This window comes from Streptomyces sp. NPDC096193 (assembly GCF_040302905.1).
Taxonomy (GTDB): Bacteria; Actinomycetota; Actinomycetes; order Streptomycetales; family Streptomycetaceae; genus Streptomyces.
Genome location: NZ_JBEOSJ010000010.1, coordinates 60,717 through 78,892, shown reverse-complemented (window position 1 = coordinate 78,892; position 18,176 = coordinate 60,717). Strand labels below are relative to the sequence as shown.

The 18,176-nt window shown below is 70.1% G+C and carries 20 protein-coding genes; 10 read left to right on the top strand and 10 right to left on the bottom strand.

What is annotated here, in order from left to right:
* Both ABTX78_RS16890 and ABTX78_RS16885 read right to left on the bottom strand, forming a co-directional pair.
* On the bottom strand, window positions 1-1,461 hold the full coding sequence (locus ABTX78_RS16890; protein WP_352207555.1) for an amino acid permease: 1,461 nt from the start codon (window positions 1,459-1,461) through the stop codon (window positions 1-3).
* A 222-nt stretch (window positions 1,462-1,683) separates the two neighbouring features.
* Window positions 1,684-2,385 carry a FadR/GntR family transcriptional regulator gene (locus ABTX78_RS16885; RefSeq protein WP_352207554.1) on the bottom strand — a complete coding sequence of 234 codons (702 nt, stop codon included), beginning with the start codon at window positions 2,383-2,385 and terminating at the stop codon, window positions 1,684-1,686.
* A 129-nt stretch (window positions 2,386-2,514) separates the two neighbouring features.
* On the opposite strand from ABTX78_RS16885, the gene ABTX78_RS16880 reads away from it, so the two are divergent.
* Together ABTX78_RS16880 and ABTX78_RS16875 are read left to right on the top strand one after the other, a co-directional pair.
* Complete coding sequence (locus ABTX78_RS16880; RefSeq protein ID WP_352207553.1) at window positions 2,515-3,024, top strand: gluconokinase; 510 nt, start codon at window positions 2,515-2,517, stop codon at window positions 3,022-3,024.
* A gap of 61 nt (window positions 3,025-3,085) precedes the next feature.
* Window positions 3,086-4,483, top strand: coding sequence for a GntT/GntP/DsdX family permease (locus ABTX78_RS16875; RefSeq protein ID WP_352207552.1), 1,398 nt, complete (start codon window positions 3,086-3,088; stop codon window positions 4,481-4,483).
* Between the two features lie 23 nt (window positions 4,484-4,506).
* On the opposite strand, the gene ABTX78_RS16870 is transcribed toward ABTX78_RS16875, so the two are convergent.
* The 3 genes from ABTX78_RS16870 to ABTX78_RS16860 all read right to left on the bottom strand — a co-directional run bounded on the left by ABTX78_RS16870 (window position 4,507) and on the right by ABTX78_RS16860 (window position 7,628).
* Window positions 4,507-5,172: a cytochrome b/b6 domain-containing protein gene (locus ABTX78_RS16870; RefSeq protein WP_352207551.1), complete on the bottom strand. Its 666-nt coding sequence runs from the start codon at window positions 5,170-5,172 to the stop codon at window positions 4,507-4,509.
* Window positions 5,114-5,779, bottom strand: a complete 666-nt coding sequence (locus ABTX78_RS16865) for a molybdopterin-dependent oxidoreductase (RefSeq protein ID WP_352207693.1) — start codon at window positions 5,777-5,779, stop codon at window positions 5,114-5,116. Before ABTX78_RS16865 ends, ABTX78_RS16870 begins: the two co-directional genes overlap by 59 nt.
* A 193-nt stretch (window positions 5,780-5,972) precedes the next feature.
* Complete coding sequence (locus ABTX78_RS16860) at window positions 5,973-7,628, bottom strand: FAD-binding dehydrogenase (protein WP_352207550.1); 1,656 nt, start codon at window positions 7,626-7,628, stop codon at window positions 5,973-5,975.
* 113 nt (window positions 7,629-7,741) lie between these two features.
* On the opposite strand from ABTX78_RS16860, the gene ABTX78_RS16855 reads away from it, so the two are divergent.
* From ABTX78_RS16855 to ABTX78_RS16845, 3 genes are all read left to right on the top strand, one after another.
* Window positions 7,742-8,251 carry an NUDIX hydrolase gene (locus ABTX78_RS16855; protein WP_352207549.1) on the top strand — a complete coding sequence of 170 codons (510 nt, stop codon included), beginning with the start codon at window positions 7,742-7,744 and terminating at the stop codon, window positions 8,249-8,251.
* A gap of 108 nt (window positions 8,252-8,359) precedes the next feature.
* Window positions 8,360-8,758 carry a YidH family protein gene (locus ABTX78_RS16850; RefSeq protein WP_352207548.1) on the top strand — a complete coding sequence of 133 codons (399 nt, stop codon included), beginning with the start codon at window positions 8,360-8,362 and terminating at the stop codon, window positions 8,756-8,758.
* Window positions 8,755-9,072, top strand: coding sequence for a DUF202 domain-containing protein (locus tag ABTX78_RS16845; protein ID WP_352207547.1), 318 nt, complete (start codon window positions 8,755-8,757; stop codon window positions 9,070-9,072). Before ABTX78_RS16850 ends, ABTX78_RS16845 begins: the two co-directional genes overlap by 4 nt.
* Before the next feature lie 210 nt (window positions 9,073-9,282).
* Here the strand turns inward: ABTX78_RS16845 and ABTX78_RS16840 are convergent, their stop codons facing one another.
* Window positions 9,283-10,218, bottom strand: coding sequence for an NADP-dependent oxidoreductase (locus ABTX78_RS16840; protein ID WP_352207546.1), 936 nt, complete (start codon window positions 10,216-10,218; stop codon window positions 9,283-9,285).
* Between the two features lie 140 nt (window positions 10,219-10,358).
* Between ABTX78_RS16840 and ABTX78_RS16835 the strand changes: the two genes are divergently transcribed.
* Window positions 10,359-10,652 carry a hypothetical protein gene (locus tag ABTX78_RS16835; protein ID WP_352207545.1) on the top strand — a complete coding sequence of 98 codons (294 nt, stop codon included), beginning with the start codon at window positions 10,359-10,361 and terminating at the stop codon, window positions 10,650-10,652.
* 72 nt (window positions 10,653-10,724) lie between these two features.
* Window positions 10,725-11,231 carry a transposase gene (locus tag ABTX78_RS16830; protein WP_502993890.1) on the top strand — a complete coding sequence of 169 codons (507 nt, stop codon included), beginning with the start codon at window positions 10,725-10,727 and terminating at the stop codon, window positions 11,229-11,231.
* Here the strand turns inward: ABTX78_RS16830 and ABTX78_RS16825 are convergent.
* Window positions 11,171-11,617, bottom strand: coding sequence for an anthrone oxygenase family protein (locus ABTX78_RS16825; protein WP_352207544.1), 447 nt, complete (start codon window positions 11,615-11,617; stop codon window positions 11,171-11,173). The genes ABTX78_RS16830 and ABTX78_RS16825 overlap by 61 nt on opposite strands.
* A 91-nt stretch (window positions 11,618-11,708) precedes the next feature.
* On the opposite strand from ABTX78_RS16825, the gene ABTX78_RS16820 reads away from it, so the two are divergent.
* The 3 genes from ABTX78_RS16820 to ABTX78_RS16810 all read left to right on the top strand — a co-directional run bounded on the left by ABTX78_RS16820 (window position 11,709) and on the right by ABTX78_RS16810 (window position 14,997).
* Window positions 11,709-12,287: a TetR/AcrR family transcriptional regulator gene (locus ABTX78_RS16820; protein ID WP_352207543.1), complete on the top strand. Its 579-nt coding sequence runs from the start codon at window positions 11,709-11,711 to the stop codon at window positions 12,285-12,287.
* Window positions 12,288-12,754: 467 nt separating this feature from the next.
* Window positions 12,755-13,774: a phosphotransferase family protein gene (locus tag ABTX78_RS16815; protein ID WP_352207542.1), complete on the top strand. Its 1,020-nt coding sequence runs from the start codon at window positions 12,755-12,757 to the stop codon at window positions 13,772-13,774.
* An 8-nt stretch (window positions 13,775-13,782) separates the two neighbouring features.
* On the top strand, window positions 13,783-14,997 hold the full coding sequence (locus ABTX78_RS16810; RefSeq protein ID WP_352207541.1) for an acyl-CoA dehydrogenase family protein: 1,215 nt from the start codon (window positions 13,783-13,785) through the stop codon (window positions 14,995-14,997).
* Between the two features lie 123 nt (window positions 14,998-15,120).
* Here ABTX78_RS16810 and ABTX78_RS16805 read toward each other — a convergent pair whose 3' ends face one another.
* The 3 genes from ABTX78_RS16805 to ABTX78_RS16795 are packed head-to-tail and all read right to left on the bottom strand — an operon-like array spanning window position 15,121 to window position 18,168.
* Entirely contained in the window at window positions 15,121-15,714 is a 594-nt protein-coding gene (locus ABTX78_RS16805) for a TetR/AcrR family transcriptional regulator (RefSeq protein WP_352207540.1), read from the bottom strand.
* 40 nt (window positions 15,715-15,754) lie between these two features.
* Window positions 15,755-17,407 (bottom strand): class I adenylate-forming enzyme family protein, encoded by a 1,653-nt coding sequence (locus ABTX78_RS16800; protein ID WP_352207539.1) that lies wholly within the window; start codon window positions 17,405-17,407, stop codon window positions 15,755-15,757.
* Entirely contained in the window at window positions 17,404-18,168 is a 765-nt protein-coding gene (locus ABTX78_RS16795) for an SDR family oxidoreductase (protein WP_352207538.1), read from the bottom strand. The genes ABTX78_RS16800 and ABTX78_RS16795 overlap by 4 nt, the downstream gene beginning before the upstream one ends.
* Between the last annotated feature and the right edge of the window lie 8 nt (window positions 18,169-18,176).

Genomic DNA, 18,176 nt, shown 5'->3' with positions numbered 1-18,176 from the left:
TCAGGCGTCCTGGCGCTCGGCCGCGAGGGCCCTGACCCGGCCGCGGACGACGTACCAGCCGCCGACCAGTGCCGCGGCGATCAACGGCAGGCACGTCACGGTCGTCCGGCCGACGCCGCCGCCCCACCACATCAGGACGGCCACACCGACGAGGAAGAGCAGGGTGACGATCTGGGTGTACGGGGCCCAGGGCAGCCGGTAGGACGGGCGGGTGACCCGCCCGTCCTGCGAGCGGTACCAGAACAGCAGCGAGCAGAGCATGATCATGCCCCAGGTGCCGAGGATGCCGATCGAGGCGAAGTTCAGGACGATCTCGAAGGCCTGCCCGGGCATGAGGTAGTTGAGACCGACGCCGAGCACGCCGAAGCCCGCGGTCAGCAGAATGCCGCCGTAGGGGACCTGGCCCTTGTTCATCCGGCCGGTGAAGCGGGGCGCGGAGCCCGAGAGGGCCATGGAGCGCAGGATGCGACCGGTGGAGTACAGGCCGGAGTTGAGGCTGGAGAGGGCGGCGGTGAGGACGACGAGGTTCATCACGCCGGCCGCGCCCGGGACGCCGAGCTTGTCCATGACGGTGACGAAGGGGCTCTCGTCGCCGGAGTACGCGGTGTACGGCAGGAGCAGCGCGAGGAGCACGACGGAGCCGACGTAGAACAGGCCCACACGCCACATGATCGAGTTGATCGCCTTGGGCATGATCTTCTCGGGGTTCTCGGTCTCACCGGCGGCGACGCCGCAGAGCTCGACGGAGGCGTAGGCGAAGACGACACCCTGGATCACCAGCAGCATCGGCAGCATGCCCATCGGGAAGACGCCGCCGCCGTCGGAGATGGTGGAGAAGCCGGGGGTGTGGCCGTCGACCGGGTGCTGGGTGACCACGAGGTAGATGCCCACGAGCATGAACGCGACGAGCGCGGCGACCTTGATGATCGCGAACCAGAACTCCATCTCGCCGAAGTACTTCACCGAGATGAGATTGGCGGTGAGGACGACGGCGAGGGCGATCAGCGCGAGCACCCACTGCGGGACGTCGCTGAACATGGCCCAGAAGTGGGCGTAGGTCGCGGCCGCGGTGATGTCGGCGATGGCGGTGGTGGACCAGTTGAGGAAGTACAGCCAGCCGGCCGCGAAGGCGCCCTTCTCCCCCATGAACTCACGGGCGTAGGAGACGAAGGCGCCGGACGAGGGGCGGTAGAGGACGAGCTCGCCGAGCGCACGGACGACGAAGAAGGCGAAGACGCCGCAGACCGCGTAGGCGATGGCGAGCGAGGGGCCCGCTCCGGCCATTCTGCCGCCCGCTCCGAGGAACAGACCCGTGCCTATCGCTCCGCCGATGGCGATCATGTTGATGTGGCGGGACTTCAGGTCCTTGCTGTAGCCGGCGTCGCCGGCGTCCACGTGGGGGGTGCTCGTCGCCGGTACCCCGGCGGCGGGCTTTTCGGCCGCGGTGATGCGGTCACTCATGGAGAGGATTCGCCTTCGTGAGGGGGAGGTGTGCGGTCCCGGTCGTAGCCGGTGGGGGGTCGTCACCTGGGCGTGGGCCCGACGGCACATCATCAGGGCAATCCTGGGATTTTGGCAGTGGCCTATCTCACGAAGCGATATATCTGAGGTGTTTCTGAGGTTGCAGCAAGGTAAACCAAGGTCATCGTCACCCAACGTATGACCAGGTGTTACCGAAGGGTCTCAGGGTGCGAGGACGTCCAGCTCGGCCAGGGCGCCCACGGCGATCTCCCGGGTGATCTCCTCGGCGCGCGCAGCGTCGCCTTCGCGAACGGCCTCGGCAACCTGCACATGCAGGGTCACGGCCGCCGGATCCGGGTCGTCGAACATCACGTGGTGGTGCGTACGCCCCGCGAGCACCTCCGCAACGACATCACCGAGGCGCGCGAACATCTCGTTGCCGGAGGCTTCGAGGACGATCCGGTGGAAAGCGATGTCGTGCCGCAGATACCCCTCGAGCTGATGGCCCCGGGAGGTGGCGACCATACCGAGCGCGCACTCGGTGAGCGCGGCGCACTGTTCGGGCGTGGCACGACGGGCGGCGAGGCCCGCGGCGACCGGTTCGACGGCGGAACGGAGCACGGTCAGCGACCGCAGCTGGCGCGGCCGGTCGGCGCCGGCCAGTCGCCAGCGGATGACCTGCGGGTCGTAGACGTTCCACTCCTCGGTGGGGCGGACGGTCACCCCCACCCGGCGCCGGGACTCCACCAGGTGCATGGATTCGAGGACGCGGACGACCTCGCGGACGACCGTGCGGGAGACGTCGAAGCGCTGAGCGACTTCGTCGGTGCGCAAAACGCAGCCCTGCGGGTACTCCCCTGCTGTGATGGCGAGGCCGAGTGTGTCCAGAACATGGGTGTGGAGGCCCCGGCCCGCTGTGGTCATGGGTTCAGCCTACGGGCAGGGATCGAGAAGAAAAAGTATGACGTTTATGTCTCGGACACTTGAATACGTCGTACCTAATGGGTTTCAGTAGCGCGACGGACCGATGTCGACGAAGACAGCGAGGCAGCAATGAGCACCCCCCACGTCGTGGTGGTCATGGGAGTGACCGGGACCGGGAAGACCACCATCGGTCCGCTGGTCGCAGAAGCTCTGGGCGTTCCGTACGCCGAGGGCGACGACTTCCATCCCCCGGCCAATATCGCCAAGATGTCGGCCGGTACACCGCTGGACGACGCGGACCGGTGGCCCTGGCTCGATGCCATCGGCCAGTGGGCGCTCAGCAGGGCGGGCAAGGGCGGAGTCGTTTCCAGCTCCGCGCTCAAGCGTGCCTACCGCGACCGTCTGCGCGCGGTCGCCCCGGACGCCGTCTTCCTCCATCTCACCGGTGACCGCGAGCTGATCGCACAGCGGATGACCGAGCGCAAGGGGCACTTCATGCCCACGAAGCTGCTCGATTCGCAGTTCGCCACGCTCCAGCCGCTGGAGGACGACGAGGCGGGCGTTTCCGTCGATGTGTCCGGCAGCCCCGGGGAGATCACCGAACGGGCCGTCGCCGCGCTGCGCCGGCTCGACGCGTGAGCGCCTTCCCTCCCCTCTCCTCGACCCCGTCCCCCGACGTTCCCTTCAGTAAGGACCCACCGTGACCAGTCTCAGTGTCGAGATGCTGGCAGCGGACGCCACCGAACCGATCACCTCGGCAGGCAATGCCCAGCTCGGCATAGCCGTTCTCGCGGGTATCGCCGTCATCGTCCTGCTCATCACCAAGTACAAACTGCACGCGTTCCTGGCGCTGACCATCGGATCGCTGGCCCTCGGGTCGTTCGCCGGCGCACCGCTGGAAAAGACGATCCTGTCGTTCACCACGGGCCTCGGCACCACGGTCGCCGGCGTCGGCGTGCTCATCGCGCTCGGCGCCATCCTCGGCAAGCTGCTCGCCGACTCGGGCGGTGCGGACCAGATCGTCGACACGATCCTCGCCAAGGCCAAGGGGCGCGCGATGCCCTGGGCCATGGTGCTGATCGCCTCGGTGATCGGACTGCCGCTGTTCTTCGAGGTCGGCATCGTGCTGCTGATCCCGGTCGTCCTGCTCGTCGCCAAGCGCGGCAACTACTCCCTGATGCGGATCGGCATTCCCGCTCTCGCCGGTCTGTCGGTGATGCACGGACTGATTCCGCCGCACCCCGGCCCTCTGGTGGCCATCGACGCGATCGGCGCCAACCTGGGCGTCACCCTCGCCCTCGGCGTGCTCGTCGCCATCCCGACGGTGATCATCGCGGGTCCGCTCTTCTCGCGGTACGCGGCCCGTTGGGTCGACATCCCGGCGCCGGAGAAGATGATCCCGACCCGTCCCTCCGAGGACCTGGAGCGGCGCCCCGGCTTCGTCGCGACGGTGGCCACCGTGCTGCTGCCCGTGGTCCTGATGCTCGTCAAGGCACTGGTGGAGATCGTCGTCGACGATCCTGACAACGGTGTCCAGCGTGTCACCGACGTCATCGGCTCGCCGCTGATCGCACTGCTCGCGGCGGTGATCGTCGGCATCTTCACGCTGGGCCGCGCGGCCGGCTTCACCAAGGACCGGATCTCGACGACGGTCGAGAAGTCGCTCGCACCCATCGCGGGCATCCTGCTGATCGTCGGCGCCGGTGGCGGTTTCAAGCAGACGCTGATCGACGTCGGTGTGGGTCAGATGATCCTGGACTACTCCAAGGACTGGGCGATCCCGACCCTGCTGCTCGCCTGGCTGATCGCGGTGGCGATCCGGCTGGCGACCGGCTCGGCCACGGTGGCGACGATCTCCGCCGCCGGGCTGGTGGCCCCGCTCGCCGCCGACATGTCGACGACCGAGTCGGCCCTGCTGGTCCTGGCGATCGGCGCCGGCTCGCTCTTCTTCAGCCATGTCAACGATGCCGGATTCTGGCTGGTGAAGGAGTACTTCGGCATGACCGTGGGCCAGACCATCAAGACCTGGTCGGTGATGGAGACCATCATCTCGGTGGTCGGCATCGGCTTCGTCCTGCTGCTGTCACTGATTCTGTAGCGGGACGTCCGAGGGACCGGCGGTCAGTCGTCGTCCGGATCCCACAGCGGGTGTTCCCTGCGGGCCCACGGGCGTTCGACCGACCCGGTGCGCATGCCACGGCGTGCCTCCGGGTCGGCGAACGCCATCCCGATGTGACCGATCAGCACGAACCCGATGGCGAGTGCCAGCCAGTCGTGCACGAAGGTGGCGCTCGTACGCCACACCAGCGGGGTGAGATGCGTGAACCACATCATCAACCCGGTCCCCGCCATGATCAGCACCGCGCCCGCGATCCAGGCCGCGTAGATCTTCTGCCCGGCGTTGAACTTGGCCGCCGGCCGCGACTCGGGACGCGCGTCGCGGCGGCGCACCGCCCGTAGCCACGTCCGGTCGTGCGGCCCGAAGCGGTTGAGCCGGCCGAGGTCCGTGCGGAGCGCCTTCGAAGCGAGGCCCAGCAGAAGCGGCACCGGGATGAGGATGCCCGACCACTCGTGGACGGTCACCACCAGATGGCGGCGGCCGACGAGTTCGGCCAGCTGCGGGACGTAGAGACAGGCCGCCGTCGCCACACACAGCAGCATCAGTGCGGCGGTCGTGCGGTGCACCCAGCGCTCGGCGCGGCTGAACCGCCGTACGATCGCGGGCCGTTCAGACGGTGGGCGTGTCGGTGCGGCCGTTGGACCGGCCGACCCAGGCGTCGACGTCATAGCCCCGCTCCTCCCAGTAGCCGGGCCGGACGTCGGAGGTGACCGAGATCCCGGAAAGCCATTTCGCCGACTTGTAGAAGTACATCGGCGCCACATAGAGCCGGACCGGGCCGCCGTGGGAGTGGCTGACCGGCTTGTCCTGCATCCGCAGGGCGACGAGGACATCGTCCCGGCGGGCCTGCGGAAGCGTGAGGCTCTCGCTGTACGTCCCGTCGAAGCAGGTGAAGCGGATCGCCTTGCCCTCCGGCCGCACGCCCGCGGCGTCCAGCAGCATCGAGAGCTTGACGCCGGAGAACGCGGTGTCGGGGACCCGCCACCCGGTGACGCACTGCACGTCACGCACCACGCGGGTCTGCGGCAGACCGCGCAGCGCGTCGAGGGTGTACGTCGCCGGACGCTCGACCAGCCCGTCGACCGTCAGCCGGTAGTTCCGCTCGTCCTTGTGCGGTACGGAGGAGGCGACCGAGTAGTAGCGAAAGCCTCCGCCGTTGGGGAGCAGGCCCGTGAGCCCGGTGGGGTCGTTGTCGGAGGCCGCGCCCAGGAAGGATTCGAGTCCGCGCTGGAGATACGGCGCGGTGGCGACCCCGGCGGCACCGAGCCCGAGCATGCCGAGCACCAGACGGCGCCCGACGGGGCTGCCCTCGGTGTCGGAGTGTTTGTCGGTCACCCCTCGATTCGAGCACTTGGGGCGCCCGGAAGCCAGGGAAACCGGGATCCGTCAGGGTTTCGTCATACGTGGGCGGTCGGCGGAGGGCGCGGGCCCGCCGCCGAGGACGCCGTCATCGGTCCCACGCGGCGGTTCAGCCGACCGCCTTCGCCGCGGCCCGCCCGGCGGCCCGGCCCGAGAAGATGCAGCCGCCGAGGAAGGTGCCCTCCAGCGAGCGGTAGCCGTGCACGCCTCCGCCGCCGAAGCCGGCCGCCTCGCCCGCCGCGTACAGCCCGGCCAGTGGTTCGCCGCCGGGGGCGAGGACCCGCGAGGACAGATCCGTCTCCAGGCCGCCGAGCGACTTGCGGGTGAGGATGTTCAGCCGGACGGCGATGAGCGGGCCGGCCTTCGGGTCGAGGATGCGGTGCGGGGTCGCCGTACGGATGAGCTTGTCGCCGAGGTACTTGCGGGCACCGCGGATGGCCGTGACCTGGAGGTCCTTGGTGAAGGGGTTCCTGATCTCGCGGTCCCTGGCGGTGATCTCGCGGCGCAGCTCGGCCTCGTCTATCAGCGGTTCCTTGGTGAGGGCGTTCATGCCGCGCACGAGGGAGCCGAGGTCCTTCTCGACGACGAAGTCGACGCCGTTGTCCATGAACGCCTTCACCGGGCCGGGGACCTCGGCGCGGGCTCGGCCGATCACGTCACGGACCGACTTCCCGGTCAGATCGGGGTTCTGCTCGGAGCCCGAGAGCGCGAACTCCTTGCCGATGATCTTCTGGTCGAGCACGAACCAGGTGTAGCCGTACCCCGAGCGCATGATGTGTTCGAGTGTGCCGAGGGTGTCGAAGCCGGGGAAGAGCGGGACGGGCAGCCGCTTGCCGCGCGCGTCGAGCCAGAGGGACGACGGGCCCGGCAGGATGCGGATGCCGTGCCTGGCCCAGATGGGGTTCCAGTTCTCGATGCCTTCGGTGTAGTGCCACATGCGGTCGCGGTTGATGTGGCTCGCACCCGCGCGCTCGGCGATGCCCAGCATCAGCCCGTCGACGTGCGCGGGCACACCGGAGAGCATCTTCTCGGGCGGGGTGCCGAGACGGTCCGGCCACTGGGCGCGGACGAGATCGTGGTTGCCGCCGATGCCGCCCGAGGTGACGATCACCGCCTGCGCGCGGAACTCGAAGGCTCCCGCGACCTCGCGGCTGCTCGCGCCTCCGCGCTCGGCGCGGGACGGCTCCAGCACCTCACCGCTGACGGTGTCGAGGGTGCCGTCGCTGCCGGTCAGGCCGGTGACGCGGTGGCGGAACCGCAGTTGCACGAGGCCGCGCGCGACGCCTTCCCTGACTCGCCGTTCGAAGGGCGCGACGACGCCCGGGCCGGTCCCCCAGGTGATGTGGAAGCGGGGCACCGAGTTGCCGTGCCCGGTGGCGTCGTAGCCGCCGCGTTCGGCCCAGCCGACCACCGGGAAGAAGCGCATGCCCTGCGCGTGCAGCCAGGACCGCTTCTCACCGGAGGCGAAGTCGACGTACGCCTCGGCCCACTTCCGCGGCCACCGGTCCTCGTCACGGTCGAAGCCGGCGGTGCCGAGCCAGTCCTGGAGGGCCAGTTCACGGCTGTCCCTGATCCGCATCCGGCGCTGCTCGGGCGAGTCGACGAAGAACAGCCCGCCGAAGGACCAGTGCGCCTGACCGCCGATGGACTGCTCCGGCTCCTGGTCGAGAAGGATCACCTTGCGCCCGGCGTCGACGAGTTCTGCGGTGGCCACCAGACCGGAGAGCCCCGCCCCGATCACGATCACATCAGCGTCGTACGCCATGGGTTCCATCCTTGTCCGGCCGGGTTGGGGCGAGTTCGGTGGTCCGATCTTCGGTACGGGTCAGTAACTAGTCAACAGCTGAGGCGTTCCCGCCCCGGTGGTTGGATGGGCGGATGAGTTCCGCGGACGAAATCCTGGACGTCGTCGACGCCTCGGACCGGGTGGTCGGGCAGGCCCGGCGGGGCGACGTCTATGCACGTGGCCTGCGCCACCGCTGTGTGTTCATCCAGGCGAGAGACGCGCAGGGCCGGGTCTTCGTGCATCGGCGGACGCCGACGAAGCTGGTCTTCCCGTCGCTGTACGACATGTTCGTGGGCGGTGTGGTCGGCGCCGGCGAGACCTACGACGACGCGGCCCTGCGGGAGGCGGAGGAGGAACTGGGCGTCTCCGGCCTCCCCCGCCCGACGCCGCTGTTCCGTTTCCTGTACGAGGACGGGCCCCGCACCTGGTGGTCGGCGGTGTACGAGGTCCGCTGCGAGATGCCGGTGGACCCCCAGCAGGAGGAGGTCGCATGGCACGCCTTCCTGTCGGAGGCGGAGCTGGAACGGCGACTGGACGAGTGGCCGTGGGTGCCGGACGGTCTGGCGGCGTACGAACGCCTGCGGGCGCACCGCGGGGCGTGACGGCACTCGCCCCGGTGGCAGCGCCCGTCGGCGGGAGCGGCCCGACGCGGCCCAGCCGCGGGCAGCCGGGGCCGCGGCCGGTGCGAACCCGTGGGTAAGGTGCCGGGCGTGGACGATTTCGTGCGGAGTGTGCGGCTGTGGTTTGCGCCTCAGCGGGCGCGTGAGGAGGGCGAGACCCCCGACTACCGGTTCTCGCTCGCCAACGAGCGGACCTTCCTCGCCTGGCTCCGTACGGCTCTCGCACTCATCGGCGGCGGATTCGCGGTCGATCAGTTCTTGCCCGATCTGCGGTGGGGCGTACGGGCGGGCATGGCGATCGGGCTGTTGGTCGCCGGGGTGCTGTGCGCGCTGCGGGCCGTCAACCACTGGGTGCGCTGCGAGCGTGCCATGCGGCGGGGTGAGGATCTGCCCGTGTCCCGCTTCCCGACGCTGCTGAGTCTGGTCATCGCGGTCGTCGCCGTCGCCATGATCGTCGTGGTGCTTCTCGGCTGGGAGGGCGGCAGTTGACCGCCCTGCCGGAGCGCGATCCGGGGTTGCAGCCCGAACGGACCCGGCTGGCTTGGCGCAGGACCACGCTGTCGTTCACCGTGGCGGCGGTCCTCGCGGCACGGCAGGCGGCCGGTGGTGACCCGGGCCCGGCAGGACTGATCGCGGTGGCGCTCAGTGTGCTGGTGTGGCTGGTGTTTCTGCGGCTGGCCCATGTCCGGCTGCGCGTGCTGGGGGCTGCGCACCGGCCTGCGGTGCTGTCGGCGCGCGGGGCACTGGGCGCCGTGGCGTGCACGGTCGCCCTGGCCGCGTTCGCGGTCGCGGTGGTGATCTGAGCCGGGTCCCGCGATGAGCGCGGCCGTGGTGTGAGCGGGCTGCGCGATGAGCCGCAGCCGTGGTGTGACGGGGCGCGCGATGAGCCGGCCGTGGTTTTGAGCGGGGCGCGCGGTGCTCCGGGCCGGGCCCGCACGAGGAGACCGGCGCGCGGTAATCCATTCCCGGCCCGCATGAGGGGACCGGCCTCGACCGCGAAGGTGCTCCGAGCGTCAGGCGTCCCAGTCGACGGTCACGACGATCTTGCCGCGGGTGTGGCCCTCCGCGCTGAGGATGTGGGCCTGCGCCGTCTGCTCCAGGGGGAAGGTCCGGTCCACATGGACGTTCACCACCCCCTGTTGGGCGAGTTCTCCGAGGGCCGCGAGGTCCGCCGCGTCCGGCCGCACCCAGCAGTAGCGGCCGCCCAGTGCGAGGACCTCGGCGTCCACGATGGAGGCAAGGCGTCCTTCGGGAGCGAGGACCTGGACCGAGGCCTTGAGCGCGTCGCCGCCGATGGTGTCCAGGACGGCCTCGACGCCGTCGGGCGCGAGCGCCCGTACCCGGTCGGCGAGGCCCTCGCCGTATGTCACCGGTTCCGCGCCGAGTTCCCTGAGGTGGTCGTGGTTGCGCTCACTCGCCGTGCCGATGACGCGTGCGCCCGCGTGCTTGGCGAGCTGTACGGCGATGGAGCCCACCCCGCCCGCCGCCGCATGGATCAGGACGGTGTCCGAGCTGCCGATCTTCAGCGCTTTGTGGAGTACCTGATAGGCGGTGAGACCGGCGAGCGGCAGCCCGGCGGCCTCCTCGAAGCTGAGCCTGATCGGCTTGCGGGCCAGGGTACGGACGGGAGCGGCGACGTACTCGGCGAAGGTGCCGCGGGAGAGGAAGTCCTCGCGTACGTACCCCATGACCTCGTCGCCGACGGCGAACTCGGTGACGGCGAAGCCGGGTTGCACCACCACCCCCGAGACGTCCCAGCCGGGGACGACCGGGAAGACGGTGTCGATGATGCTGTCGAGCTGTCCCTCGCGGGCGTACCGGTCGACAGGGTTGACGGCGGCGGCGCGCACCTTGACGAGGACCGAGTCCGGTCCCACCTTCGGCTCGGGACGCTCCGTGTACTCCAGGACATCGGGGCCGCCGAAGCTGCTGTAACTGATCGCCTTCATGGTCCGACCCTCGGCGCTTCCCGGCACCGGCGCAAGCGTGGGCCCGGCGTGGCGCCGCGCGTCCACTCCGCCCGTGCAGGGCTTCTGCGACTAGCCTGGGTATGACAGAACGCCACGAAAACCACCAAAAGGTATGGGTCATGACCGTCCACACGGAACACTCCGCGCACGAGCACATGCACGGCCCGGCCTGCGGCCACACCGAGGTCCCGCACGGCGATCACGTCGACTACGCCCACGACGGGCACCTCCACCGCGAGCACTCCGGCCACTGGGACGAGTGCGAGCCGGGTGAGCACACCGCGCACAGCGGTCACGCGCACGACCACGGTCCCACCTGCGGACATCCGGCCGTCGAGCACGGCGACCACGTCGACTACGTCCACGACGGGCACCGGCACGCGGCGCACGACGGGCACTGGGACGACCACTAGGGCGCGTATCGGGTCGTGATCAATGAGCGGGTTCTCCCCTCGTGCTGATCTTCGATCCGAAGAGGGTCTCGCGTGACGCGTGCGCGGCTGACCGATGTGGAGTGCGAGTGCATCGGGCCGTACCTGCCGATCGGCGAGTACGGCCCGTACCGAAGGTTGCGCCGGCAGTTCGAGGACGTGGTCCGGCGGTTCAGGACCGGTGGGCAGCGGCGGGAGATGCCGCAGGAATCCGGTGCGTGGTCGACGGTGTCCCATCGTTTCCGGCAGTGGCGTGACGCGGGCGGGTTCGAGGCTCTGCTGGAGGGCCTGATCGCGGAGGCCGCGAAGCGGGGTGAGGTGGATCTGTCGCTGGTCCGTGTCGACTCCACCACCGTGCGGGCCCGTCACGATGCCGCCGGGATGCACACGAGCCAGGACGTGCTCGCTGCTTTGCCGCATTCCCGGATGTCGGGATTTCGGTGGCCCTGCCGCCCGGAGAGTGGGGTCGTGCGCCACCGGCGCGGTGCCGGCCCGCGGTCTCAGGCGAGGGCGGCGGCCAGCAGGGCGAAGGCGGCGATGATGACGGCGACGCGGACGTAGTGGAAGCGGTCCCAGCGGTTCATCTGCTCCTTCCAGTCGGCGGGCCGGTTCTCGGGGGTCCATGTCTTGCCCCGGTTGTTGATCGGGACGAGCAGCAGGAGAGACATGATCACGCTGAGGATCAGCAGCGCGCCGGCGGTGACGACGAGTCCGGCGCCGTGGTGGTGCCATCCGGCGATCGCCCACACCGCGACGAGGATGAGCGAGGTGATGTACCAGACCGGCATCACGGCGCCGAGCATCCGGCCCCCGTGCGCGCGGCCGAGTTGGCCACTGTCGTCGGGGAGTGCGTTGAGGATCGGGTTGATGACGAAGGCGACGGAGAACTCCACCCCCACCATCACTCCGACGACCACAGTGGTGACGACCTCGAGTGCGTCGAGCATGACGATCCCTCCTGGAATCTAGCGCCGCTAGATGATGAGGCAACGCTAGTACTGCTGCCGCTCGATTGTCTAGCGGTGCTAGGATCGAGTCATGTCGGTACAGGAACGCAAGGAGCGCGAACGGGCGGGCCGCGAGCGCCTCATCGTGGCCACGGCCCGCGAACTCGCCGAGCAGCAGGGCTGGGACGCGGTCACCACCCGCCGGCTGGCCGAACGCATCGAATACAGCCAGCCCGTCCTCTACAGCCACTTCCGCAGCAAGCGCGAGATCATCGGCGCCGTCGCCCTCCAGGGTGCCGCCGAGATGGCCGCGGCGGTGCGAGCCGCGGCCCTGGCCGCGGACGGCCCGCGCACCCGGGTCACCGCCATCGCCCGCGCCTACCTCGACTTCGCCGAACGCAACCCGGCGGTCTACGACGCCATGTTCCAGCTCGACGGCGGCCTGGCGTTCGCACACGAAGACACCCCCGAGCCGCTCAAGGACGCCTTCGCCGCCCTGCTGGAAAGCCTCGGCGAGGTCGCCGGGGACGGCGTCCACCCGGGACTGTTCACCGAGGTGTTCTGGGCGGCCCTGCACGGGCTGGTCACCCTGACCCGAGCGGGACGGCTGCCGCCGGAGGACACCGAGGCGAGGGTGGAGCTGCTGGTGGACCGGCTCGCCATGGTCTGACACACCATCCCTGCCGGCACGCAGCGGCATCGCTTCCGGTCACTGGCGCCCGCACACGCAGCCGTAGATCGCCGCGCCCCACACCCCGGGCGGGCACCCCCCGCAGGCTGTGATGCTCATGATCACGACCCGATGCACGCCCTGGTTCCGTACGAACGCCGATCCACACGGACGCGACATCGAGGCTGCACCGCACCAGCCCCGTACCGGAGCAGCCCCGTACGGCAGCAGCTCCGTACGACAGCAGAAAGGATCCCCGGATCCGGCCGTCACACCCGCCGGGTCCCGGGGGTCTCCCGCGCCCCCCTCGACCTGTGACGCCCCCTGGCCGCGGCCGTCCCCGGACTCCGCCAACGGGTGTGATCTCGGCCCCGGTCCTCCCTCGCACTGGACGACATACCGACTGGTCGGTCATCATAAGAGCGACCCGTTCCCGCGACCGTTCCGTGCCCCCGGAGGTGCCCCCGATGAGCTCAGTCCCCCCAGGCCTCGATCCCGAGAAGCTGCGCGGTTGTCTCGACCGTGAGCGGCCGGGCCTGGTGAACGGACCGCTCAGCGCACGGCTGATCCAGGGCGGCCGCTCCAATCTCACGTACTCCGTCACCGACGGCACCGGCCAGTGGGTGGTGCGCCGGCCTCCGCTCGGGCACGTGCTGGCCACGGCGCACGACATGAAGCGCGAACACCGGGTGATCAGCGCACTGCACCCGACCGCGGTGCCGGTGCCCGAGCCGCTGCTGCTGTGCGAGGACGACTCGGTGCTCGGAGCGCCGTTCTACGTCATGGAGTTCGTGGAGGGCACGCCCTACCGCACCGCCGAGCAGCTCGCCCCCATCGGGCCCGAGCGCACCCGGAACGCGGTGCTCGGACTGCTCGACACCCTCGTCGAACTGCACGCCGTGGACCCGGAGTCGGTCGGCCTCGGCGACTTCGGCCGCCCCGAGGGATTCCTCGACCGGCAGCTGCGGCGCTGGGGCAAGCAGCTCGACGCCTCCCGCAATCGTGACCTCGCCGGGATCGACGAACTGCACGCCTCACTCGGCCGCTCCCTGCCGGCCTCCCCCGCCCCCACCGTGATCCACGGCGACTACCGCCTCGACAACGTCCTCGTCGGCGCGGACGACAGGATCAAGGCAGTGCTGGACTGGGAGATGTCCACCCTCGGCGACCCGCTGACCGACCTCGGACTGCTGGCCATGTACAGCGCCGAGCTGGAGGTGGCCAACGCCCCCATCAGCACCACCGCGGCAGCGGCCGGTCACCCGTCGACGTCCGAGCTGATCGAGCGCTACGCCGCCCGGTCCGGGCGGGACACCTCCGCCATCTCCTGGTACACGGGGTTCGCCTGGTTCAAGCTCGCCGTGATCCTCGAGGGCATCCACTACCGCTACACCCTCGGGCAGACCGTCGGCGACGGCTTCGACGGGATCGGCGATCTCGTTCCCGTCTTCATCGAGCACGGCCTCACCACCCTCCAGGAAGGCTGAGTACATCCATGGATTTCGCATTCGACGCGCGCACCGAGGAGTTGCGGGCCCAGCTGCTCGCCTTCATGGACGAGCACGTGTACCCGGCCGAGGCGGTGGCGCACGAGCAGCGCGCCAAGCTGGCGTCACCGTGGGACACCCCGGCGATCGTGGAGGAGCTGAAGGCCGAGGCCCGCAGGCAGGGACTGTGGAATCTGTTCCTGCCGGACGCCGAGCACGGCGCGGGGCTGACGAACCTCCAGTACGCCCCGCTCGCCGAGATCACCGGCCGCAGCCCGCATCTGGGCCCGACCGCGCTGAACTGCGCCGCGCCCGACACCGGCAACATGGAAGTGCTCGCGCAGTTCGGCAACGAGCAGCAGAAGAAGCAGTGGCTCGACCCGCTGCTCGCCGGTGAGATCCGCTCGGCGTTCGCCATGACGGAGCCCGAGGTCGCCTCGTCGGACGCGACGAACATCCAGACGCGGATCGACCGGGACGGCGACGACTACGTCGTCAACGGCCGCAAGTGGTACATCTCCGGGGCGATGAACCCCGACTGCAAGATCTTCATCGTGATGGGCAAGACCGACCCGGACGGCGACGACATCCGCCGCCAGCAGTCGATGATCCTGGTGCCGCGTGACACCCCCGGCGTGGAGATTCGCCGGGCGATGCAGGTGTACGGCTACGAGGACCACTCGCACGGAGGCCATGCCGAGGTCGTCTTCGACGATGTCCGCGTCCCCGCCACCCATCTCATCGGCGAGGAGGGCGGCGGCTTCGCGATCGCGCAGGCGCGGCTCGGCCCGGGCCGCATCCACCACTGCATGCGGCTGATCGGCATGGCCGAGCGGGCGATCGAGCTGATGTGCCGGCGTGCGGTGTCCCGTACGGCCTTCGGCAAGGCGATCGCACAGCAGGGAGTGGTGCAGAACTGGATCGCCGACGCGCGGGTGACGGTCGAGCAGTTGCGGCTGCTCGTGCTGAAGACCGCGTGGCTGATGGACACGGTCGGCAACCGCGGTGCGCACACCGAGATCCAGGCGATCAAGATCGCCACGCCCCGGGCCGTGGTGGACATCCTCGACAAGGCGGTGCAGGTGCACGGCGCGGGCGGCGTGAGCCAGGACTTCCCGCTGGCCGAACTGTGGGCGGGCGCACGGACGCTGAAGCTCGCGGACGGTCCGGACGAGGTGCACCAGCGGTCGCTGGCTCGGCGTGAGCTGAAGAAGTATCTGTAGGCGCCCGGCGCGGGGTCCCGGGGCTCCGGCCCCGTGACCCGCGTCGGTGTCACCCGGCGGTCCCATCCGGATACGGCCCGGATGGGACACACCGGCGAGGCGGCGGACCGCCCGCCGGGGCTGCTACGGGCGCAAGGCACGCAGCAGCAGGTCCGCGAGGTGGTCCGCCAGTTCGTGCGGGGTCAGGGGGCCGTCCGGGCGGTACCACGTCGACAGATGGTGGACCGAGCCGAAGTGGTAGTCCACGACCAGGTCCGCGGGGGTCGCCGAGGAGAAGACACCGCTCTGCTGCCCCTCCTCCACCAGCGCCCGGAACCGTTCGTGGTAGCGGCGGCGCTCAGCGCGCACCTGCTTGTGCTTCTCCGGGCTGAGATGGTGCATCGAGCGGAAGAAGATGTCCGCGTCGTCGAGGTTCTCGATGGTCGTGACGACCACGTCAGCCGCCGCGTCCCGCAACCGCTTCTCCACCGGCTCGTCCGCGTCCGCGTAGGCGTCGAGGCGCTCCTGCTGGATGCGCAGCATCCGGGCGTAGATCTCCTGGAGAAGGTCCTCCTTGGAGCCGAAGTAGTGGTACAGCGCCCCCTTGGTGACGCCGGCCGCCTCGACGATCTCCTGCACCGAGGTGCGGTCGTAGCCCCGCTCGGCGAAGAGACGGGTGGCGGCAGCCAGAAGCCGCTGCGGTACGGGGGTGTCGTCCCCGTCCGTCGTCCTGGCCATGTGGTGCCACCCGCCTCTCGATCAAGTACCAAGCAGTAACTTACCCGGGGAAACGCAGCTCCCGCCGGAGGATCTTCCCACTTGTCGTCTTCGGGAGCTCCGGCAGGATCTCCACTGCGCGTGGATATTTGTACGCGGCGAGGCGCTCGGCGCAGTACGCGGATATCTCCGCCCCCTCCACGGTGACGCCCGGGCGCAGGCTGACGTAGGCCTTCACCGTTTCTCCCCGGTACTCGTCGGGGATGCCGACGACCGCGGCCTCCCGTACCGCCGGGTGGGTGTACAGCACGTCCTCGACCTCACGCGGCCAGACCTTGAATCCGGACGCGTTGATCATGTCCTTCTTGCGGTCGACGACGTACAGCCAGCCGTCCTGGTCCATGAAGCCAATGTCCCCCGTGCGCAGTTCGCCGTCGGGGAACGCCTCCGCGGTCGCGTCGGGCAGCCGCCAGTAGCCCGGCACCACCTGGGGACCGCTGACCGCGATCTCGCCCTGCTCGCCGAAGGGCACCTCCTCGCCCGTGTCGTCGAGGATGCGGACGACGGTGTCCGGTCCCGGCACACCGACGGACAGGGTGCCGGACGCCGGGTCGACGGGGGCCTCCCGTTCCGGCGGCACCGAGGCACAGGGCGCGGTGCACTCGGTGAGGCCGTAGCCGTTGCGGATGTAGGGGCCGAAGCCGGCGCGGAACTTCTCCACCAGCGCGGGCGGCACCGGCGCGCCGCCGGACGAGATCACCTGGAAGGACGCGAAGTGCTCGCGGGTCGCCGAGGGGTGCGCGCCGAGTGCCATGAAGGCGGTGGAGGGGCCGACGGTGTACGCGGGCCGGTGCTCGGCGAAGGCGTCGAGCACGACACCGGCCTCGAAGCGGTAGGCGAGGGCCAGGGTGCCCGCGTTGGCGATGCAGGCGGCCAGTTCGCAGACCATGCCGGTGATGTGGAACAGCGGCGCGAGGGCGAAATAGCAGGAGCCCTCAGGCACGGGGTGGCCGGTGCGCTGGCGCTCGGCGTTGTAGGTGATGCCCCGGTGCAGGTTCATGGCGCCCTTGGGGGTGCCACTGGTGCCGGAGGTGTAACTGATCAACGCGATGTCGTCGGCGGTGAGTTCACGCCCTTCGGGTGCCGCGAGGCCCTGCCGGGCCACCTGAAGGAGGTCGTCGGTGTCCGACGGCCGCTCCAGCCGCGGGAAGCCCAGCACGCGCTTGTCGTCGCGGGTCTGGAGATCCCGTTCGCAGGCGGTGAGCACGACGTCCACGGACGCGGCGGCGGCGCTCTCGCGCAGATACGACTCCCAGCCGAGGTCCGCACAGATCAGGGCGCCGACCTCGGCGTCCTTCAGAACGTGACCGACTTCGGCCGCCTTGTACATCGGGTTGAGCGGGACGACGGTGGCCCCGGCCTTCCAGGCGCCGAGGAGGCCGATCACGAACTGCGGGCTGTTCTGGAGCATGATCGCCACACGGTCGCCTCGGCCGACGCCGCGCGCGGCGAGGTGACCGGCCACCGAGTCCGAGAGTTCGTCGGTCTCGCGGTAGCTGATCCGCCCGTCGAAGTAGGCGAGGGCGGTGTGTTCGGGGGCCCGCTCGACGGCGGCGCGGAAGGAGTGCACCACGGTCGCCGGCGGGGTGACGCTCGCGCGCTGGGCCGCGGTGAGCCTGCCCAGCCAGGGCTTGGCGGCGTAGAGAGAAGTCACCGGCCCGCCTCCTCCCACTTCCGCTGGATGTGGTTCATCCCGCCGAGCCAGCGCTCGGGCGTCGCGGCGCGGGCCTGGTAGAACTCGGCGACCTCCGGGTGCGGCAGGATCAGGAAGCGGTCATGGTCGATGCCGTCGAAGAGCGCGTCGGCGACGTCCTCGGGTTCGATGGCGCTGGGGGCCAGCACCAGTTCGCCCGCCGATCCGGCCGCCGTGAGCATGTCCGTCCGTACGCCCTGCGGGCAGATGGCGTGCACCTTCAGTCCGCGGTGGCGGTAGGTGAGCGAGAGCCACTCGGCGAAGGCGTACGCGCCGTGCTTGGAGACGCTGTAGGGGGCCGCGCCCACCATGGTGAGCAGCCCCGCCGCGGAGACGGTGGAGACGAAGCGGCCCGTGCCGCGCTCCAGCCAGTCGGGCAGCAGAGTGCGGACCGCGCGGACGTGCGCCATGACGTTGACGTCCCAGGCGGCGGCCCAGACCGCCTCGTCGGCGAAAGCGTCACCGGGCGAGGCGAGTCCGGCGTTGGCGCAGTAGACGTCCACCGTGCCGTCGAGCGCGTCGCGGGCGGCTTCCACGATCGCGGAGGCGTCGCCCGGCACGGCGGTGGCACCGATCTCCTCGGCGACCGCCTTGGCCTTGACCGCGTCGATGTCGTTGACGACGACGCGGGCGCCCTCGGCCGCGAACCTGCGGGCCAGCGCGGCGCCGATACCCCCGCCCGCGCCCGTGACCACCACTCCAGCGCCCTGCACCGAACTCATCGGAATCC

Coding starts and splice junctions, on each gene's coding strand:
- ABTX78_RS16890 (WP_352207555.1), bottom strand. CDS start 1,461: ATGAGTGACCGCATCACCGCGGCCGAAAAGCCCGCCGCCGGGGTACCG.
- ABTX78_RS16885 (WP_352207554.1), bottom strand. CDS start 2,385: ATGACCACAGCGGGCCGGGGCCTCCACACCCATGTTCTGGACACACTC.
- ABTX78_RS16880 (WP_352207553.1), top strand. CDS start 2,515: ATGAGCACCCCCCACGTCGTGGTGGTCATGGGAGTGACCGGGACCGGG.
- ABTX78_RS16870 (WP_352207551.1), bottom strand. CDS start 5,172: ATGACGTCGACGCCTGGGTCGGCCGGTCCAACGGCCGCACCGACACGC.
- ABTX78_RS16865 (WP_352207693.1), bottom strand. CDS start 5,779: ATGCTCGGGCTCGGTGCCGCCGGGGTCGCCACCGCGCCGTATCTCCAG.
- ABTX78_RS16860 (WP_352207550.1), bottom strand. CDS start 7,628: ATGGCGTACGACGCTGATGTGATCGTGATCGGGGCGGGGCTCTCCGGT.
- ABTX78_RS16855 (WP_352207549.1), top strand. CDS start 7,742: ATGAGTTCCGCGGACGAAATCCTGGACGTCGTCGACGCCTCGGACCGG.
- ABTX78_RS16840 (WP_352207546.1), bottom strand. CDS start 10,218: ATGAAGGCGATCAGTTACAGCAGCTTCGGCGGCCCCGATGTCCTGGAG.
- ABTX78_RS16835 (WP_352207545.1), top strand. CDS start 10,359: ATGACCGTCCACACGGAACACTCCGCGCACGAGCACATGCACGGCCCG.
- ABTX78_RS16825 (WP_352207544.1), bottom strand. CDS start 11,617: ATGCTCGACGCACTCGAGGTCGTCACCACTGTGGTCGTCGGAGTGATG.
- ABTX78_RS16820 (WP_352207543.1), top strand. CDS start 11,709: ATGTCGGTACAGGAACGCAAGGAGCGCGAACGGGCGGGCCGCGAGCGC.
- ABTX78_RS16815 (WP_352207542.1), top strand. CDS start 12,755: ATGAGCTCAGTCCCCCCAGGCCTCGATCCCGAGAAGCTGCGCGGTTGT.
- ABTX78_RS16810 (WP_352207541.1), top strand. CDS start 13,783: ATGGATTTCGCATTCGACGCGCGCACCGAGGAGTTGCGGGCCCAGCTG.
- ABTX78_RS16805 (WP_352207540.1), bottom strand. CDS start 15,714: ATGGCCAGGACGACGGACGGGGACGACACCCCCGTACCGCAGCGGCTT.
- ABTX78_RS16795 (WP_352207538.1), bottom strand. CDS start 18,168: ATGAGTTCGGTGCAGGGCGCTGGAGTGGTGGTCACGGGCGCGGGCGGG.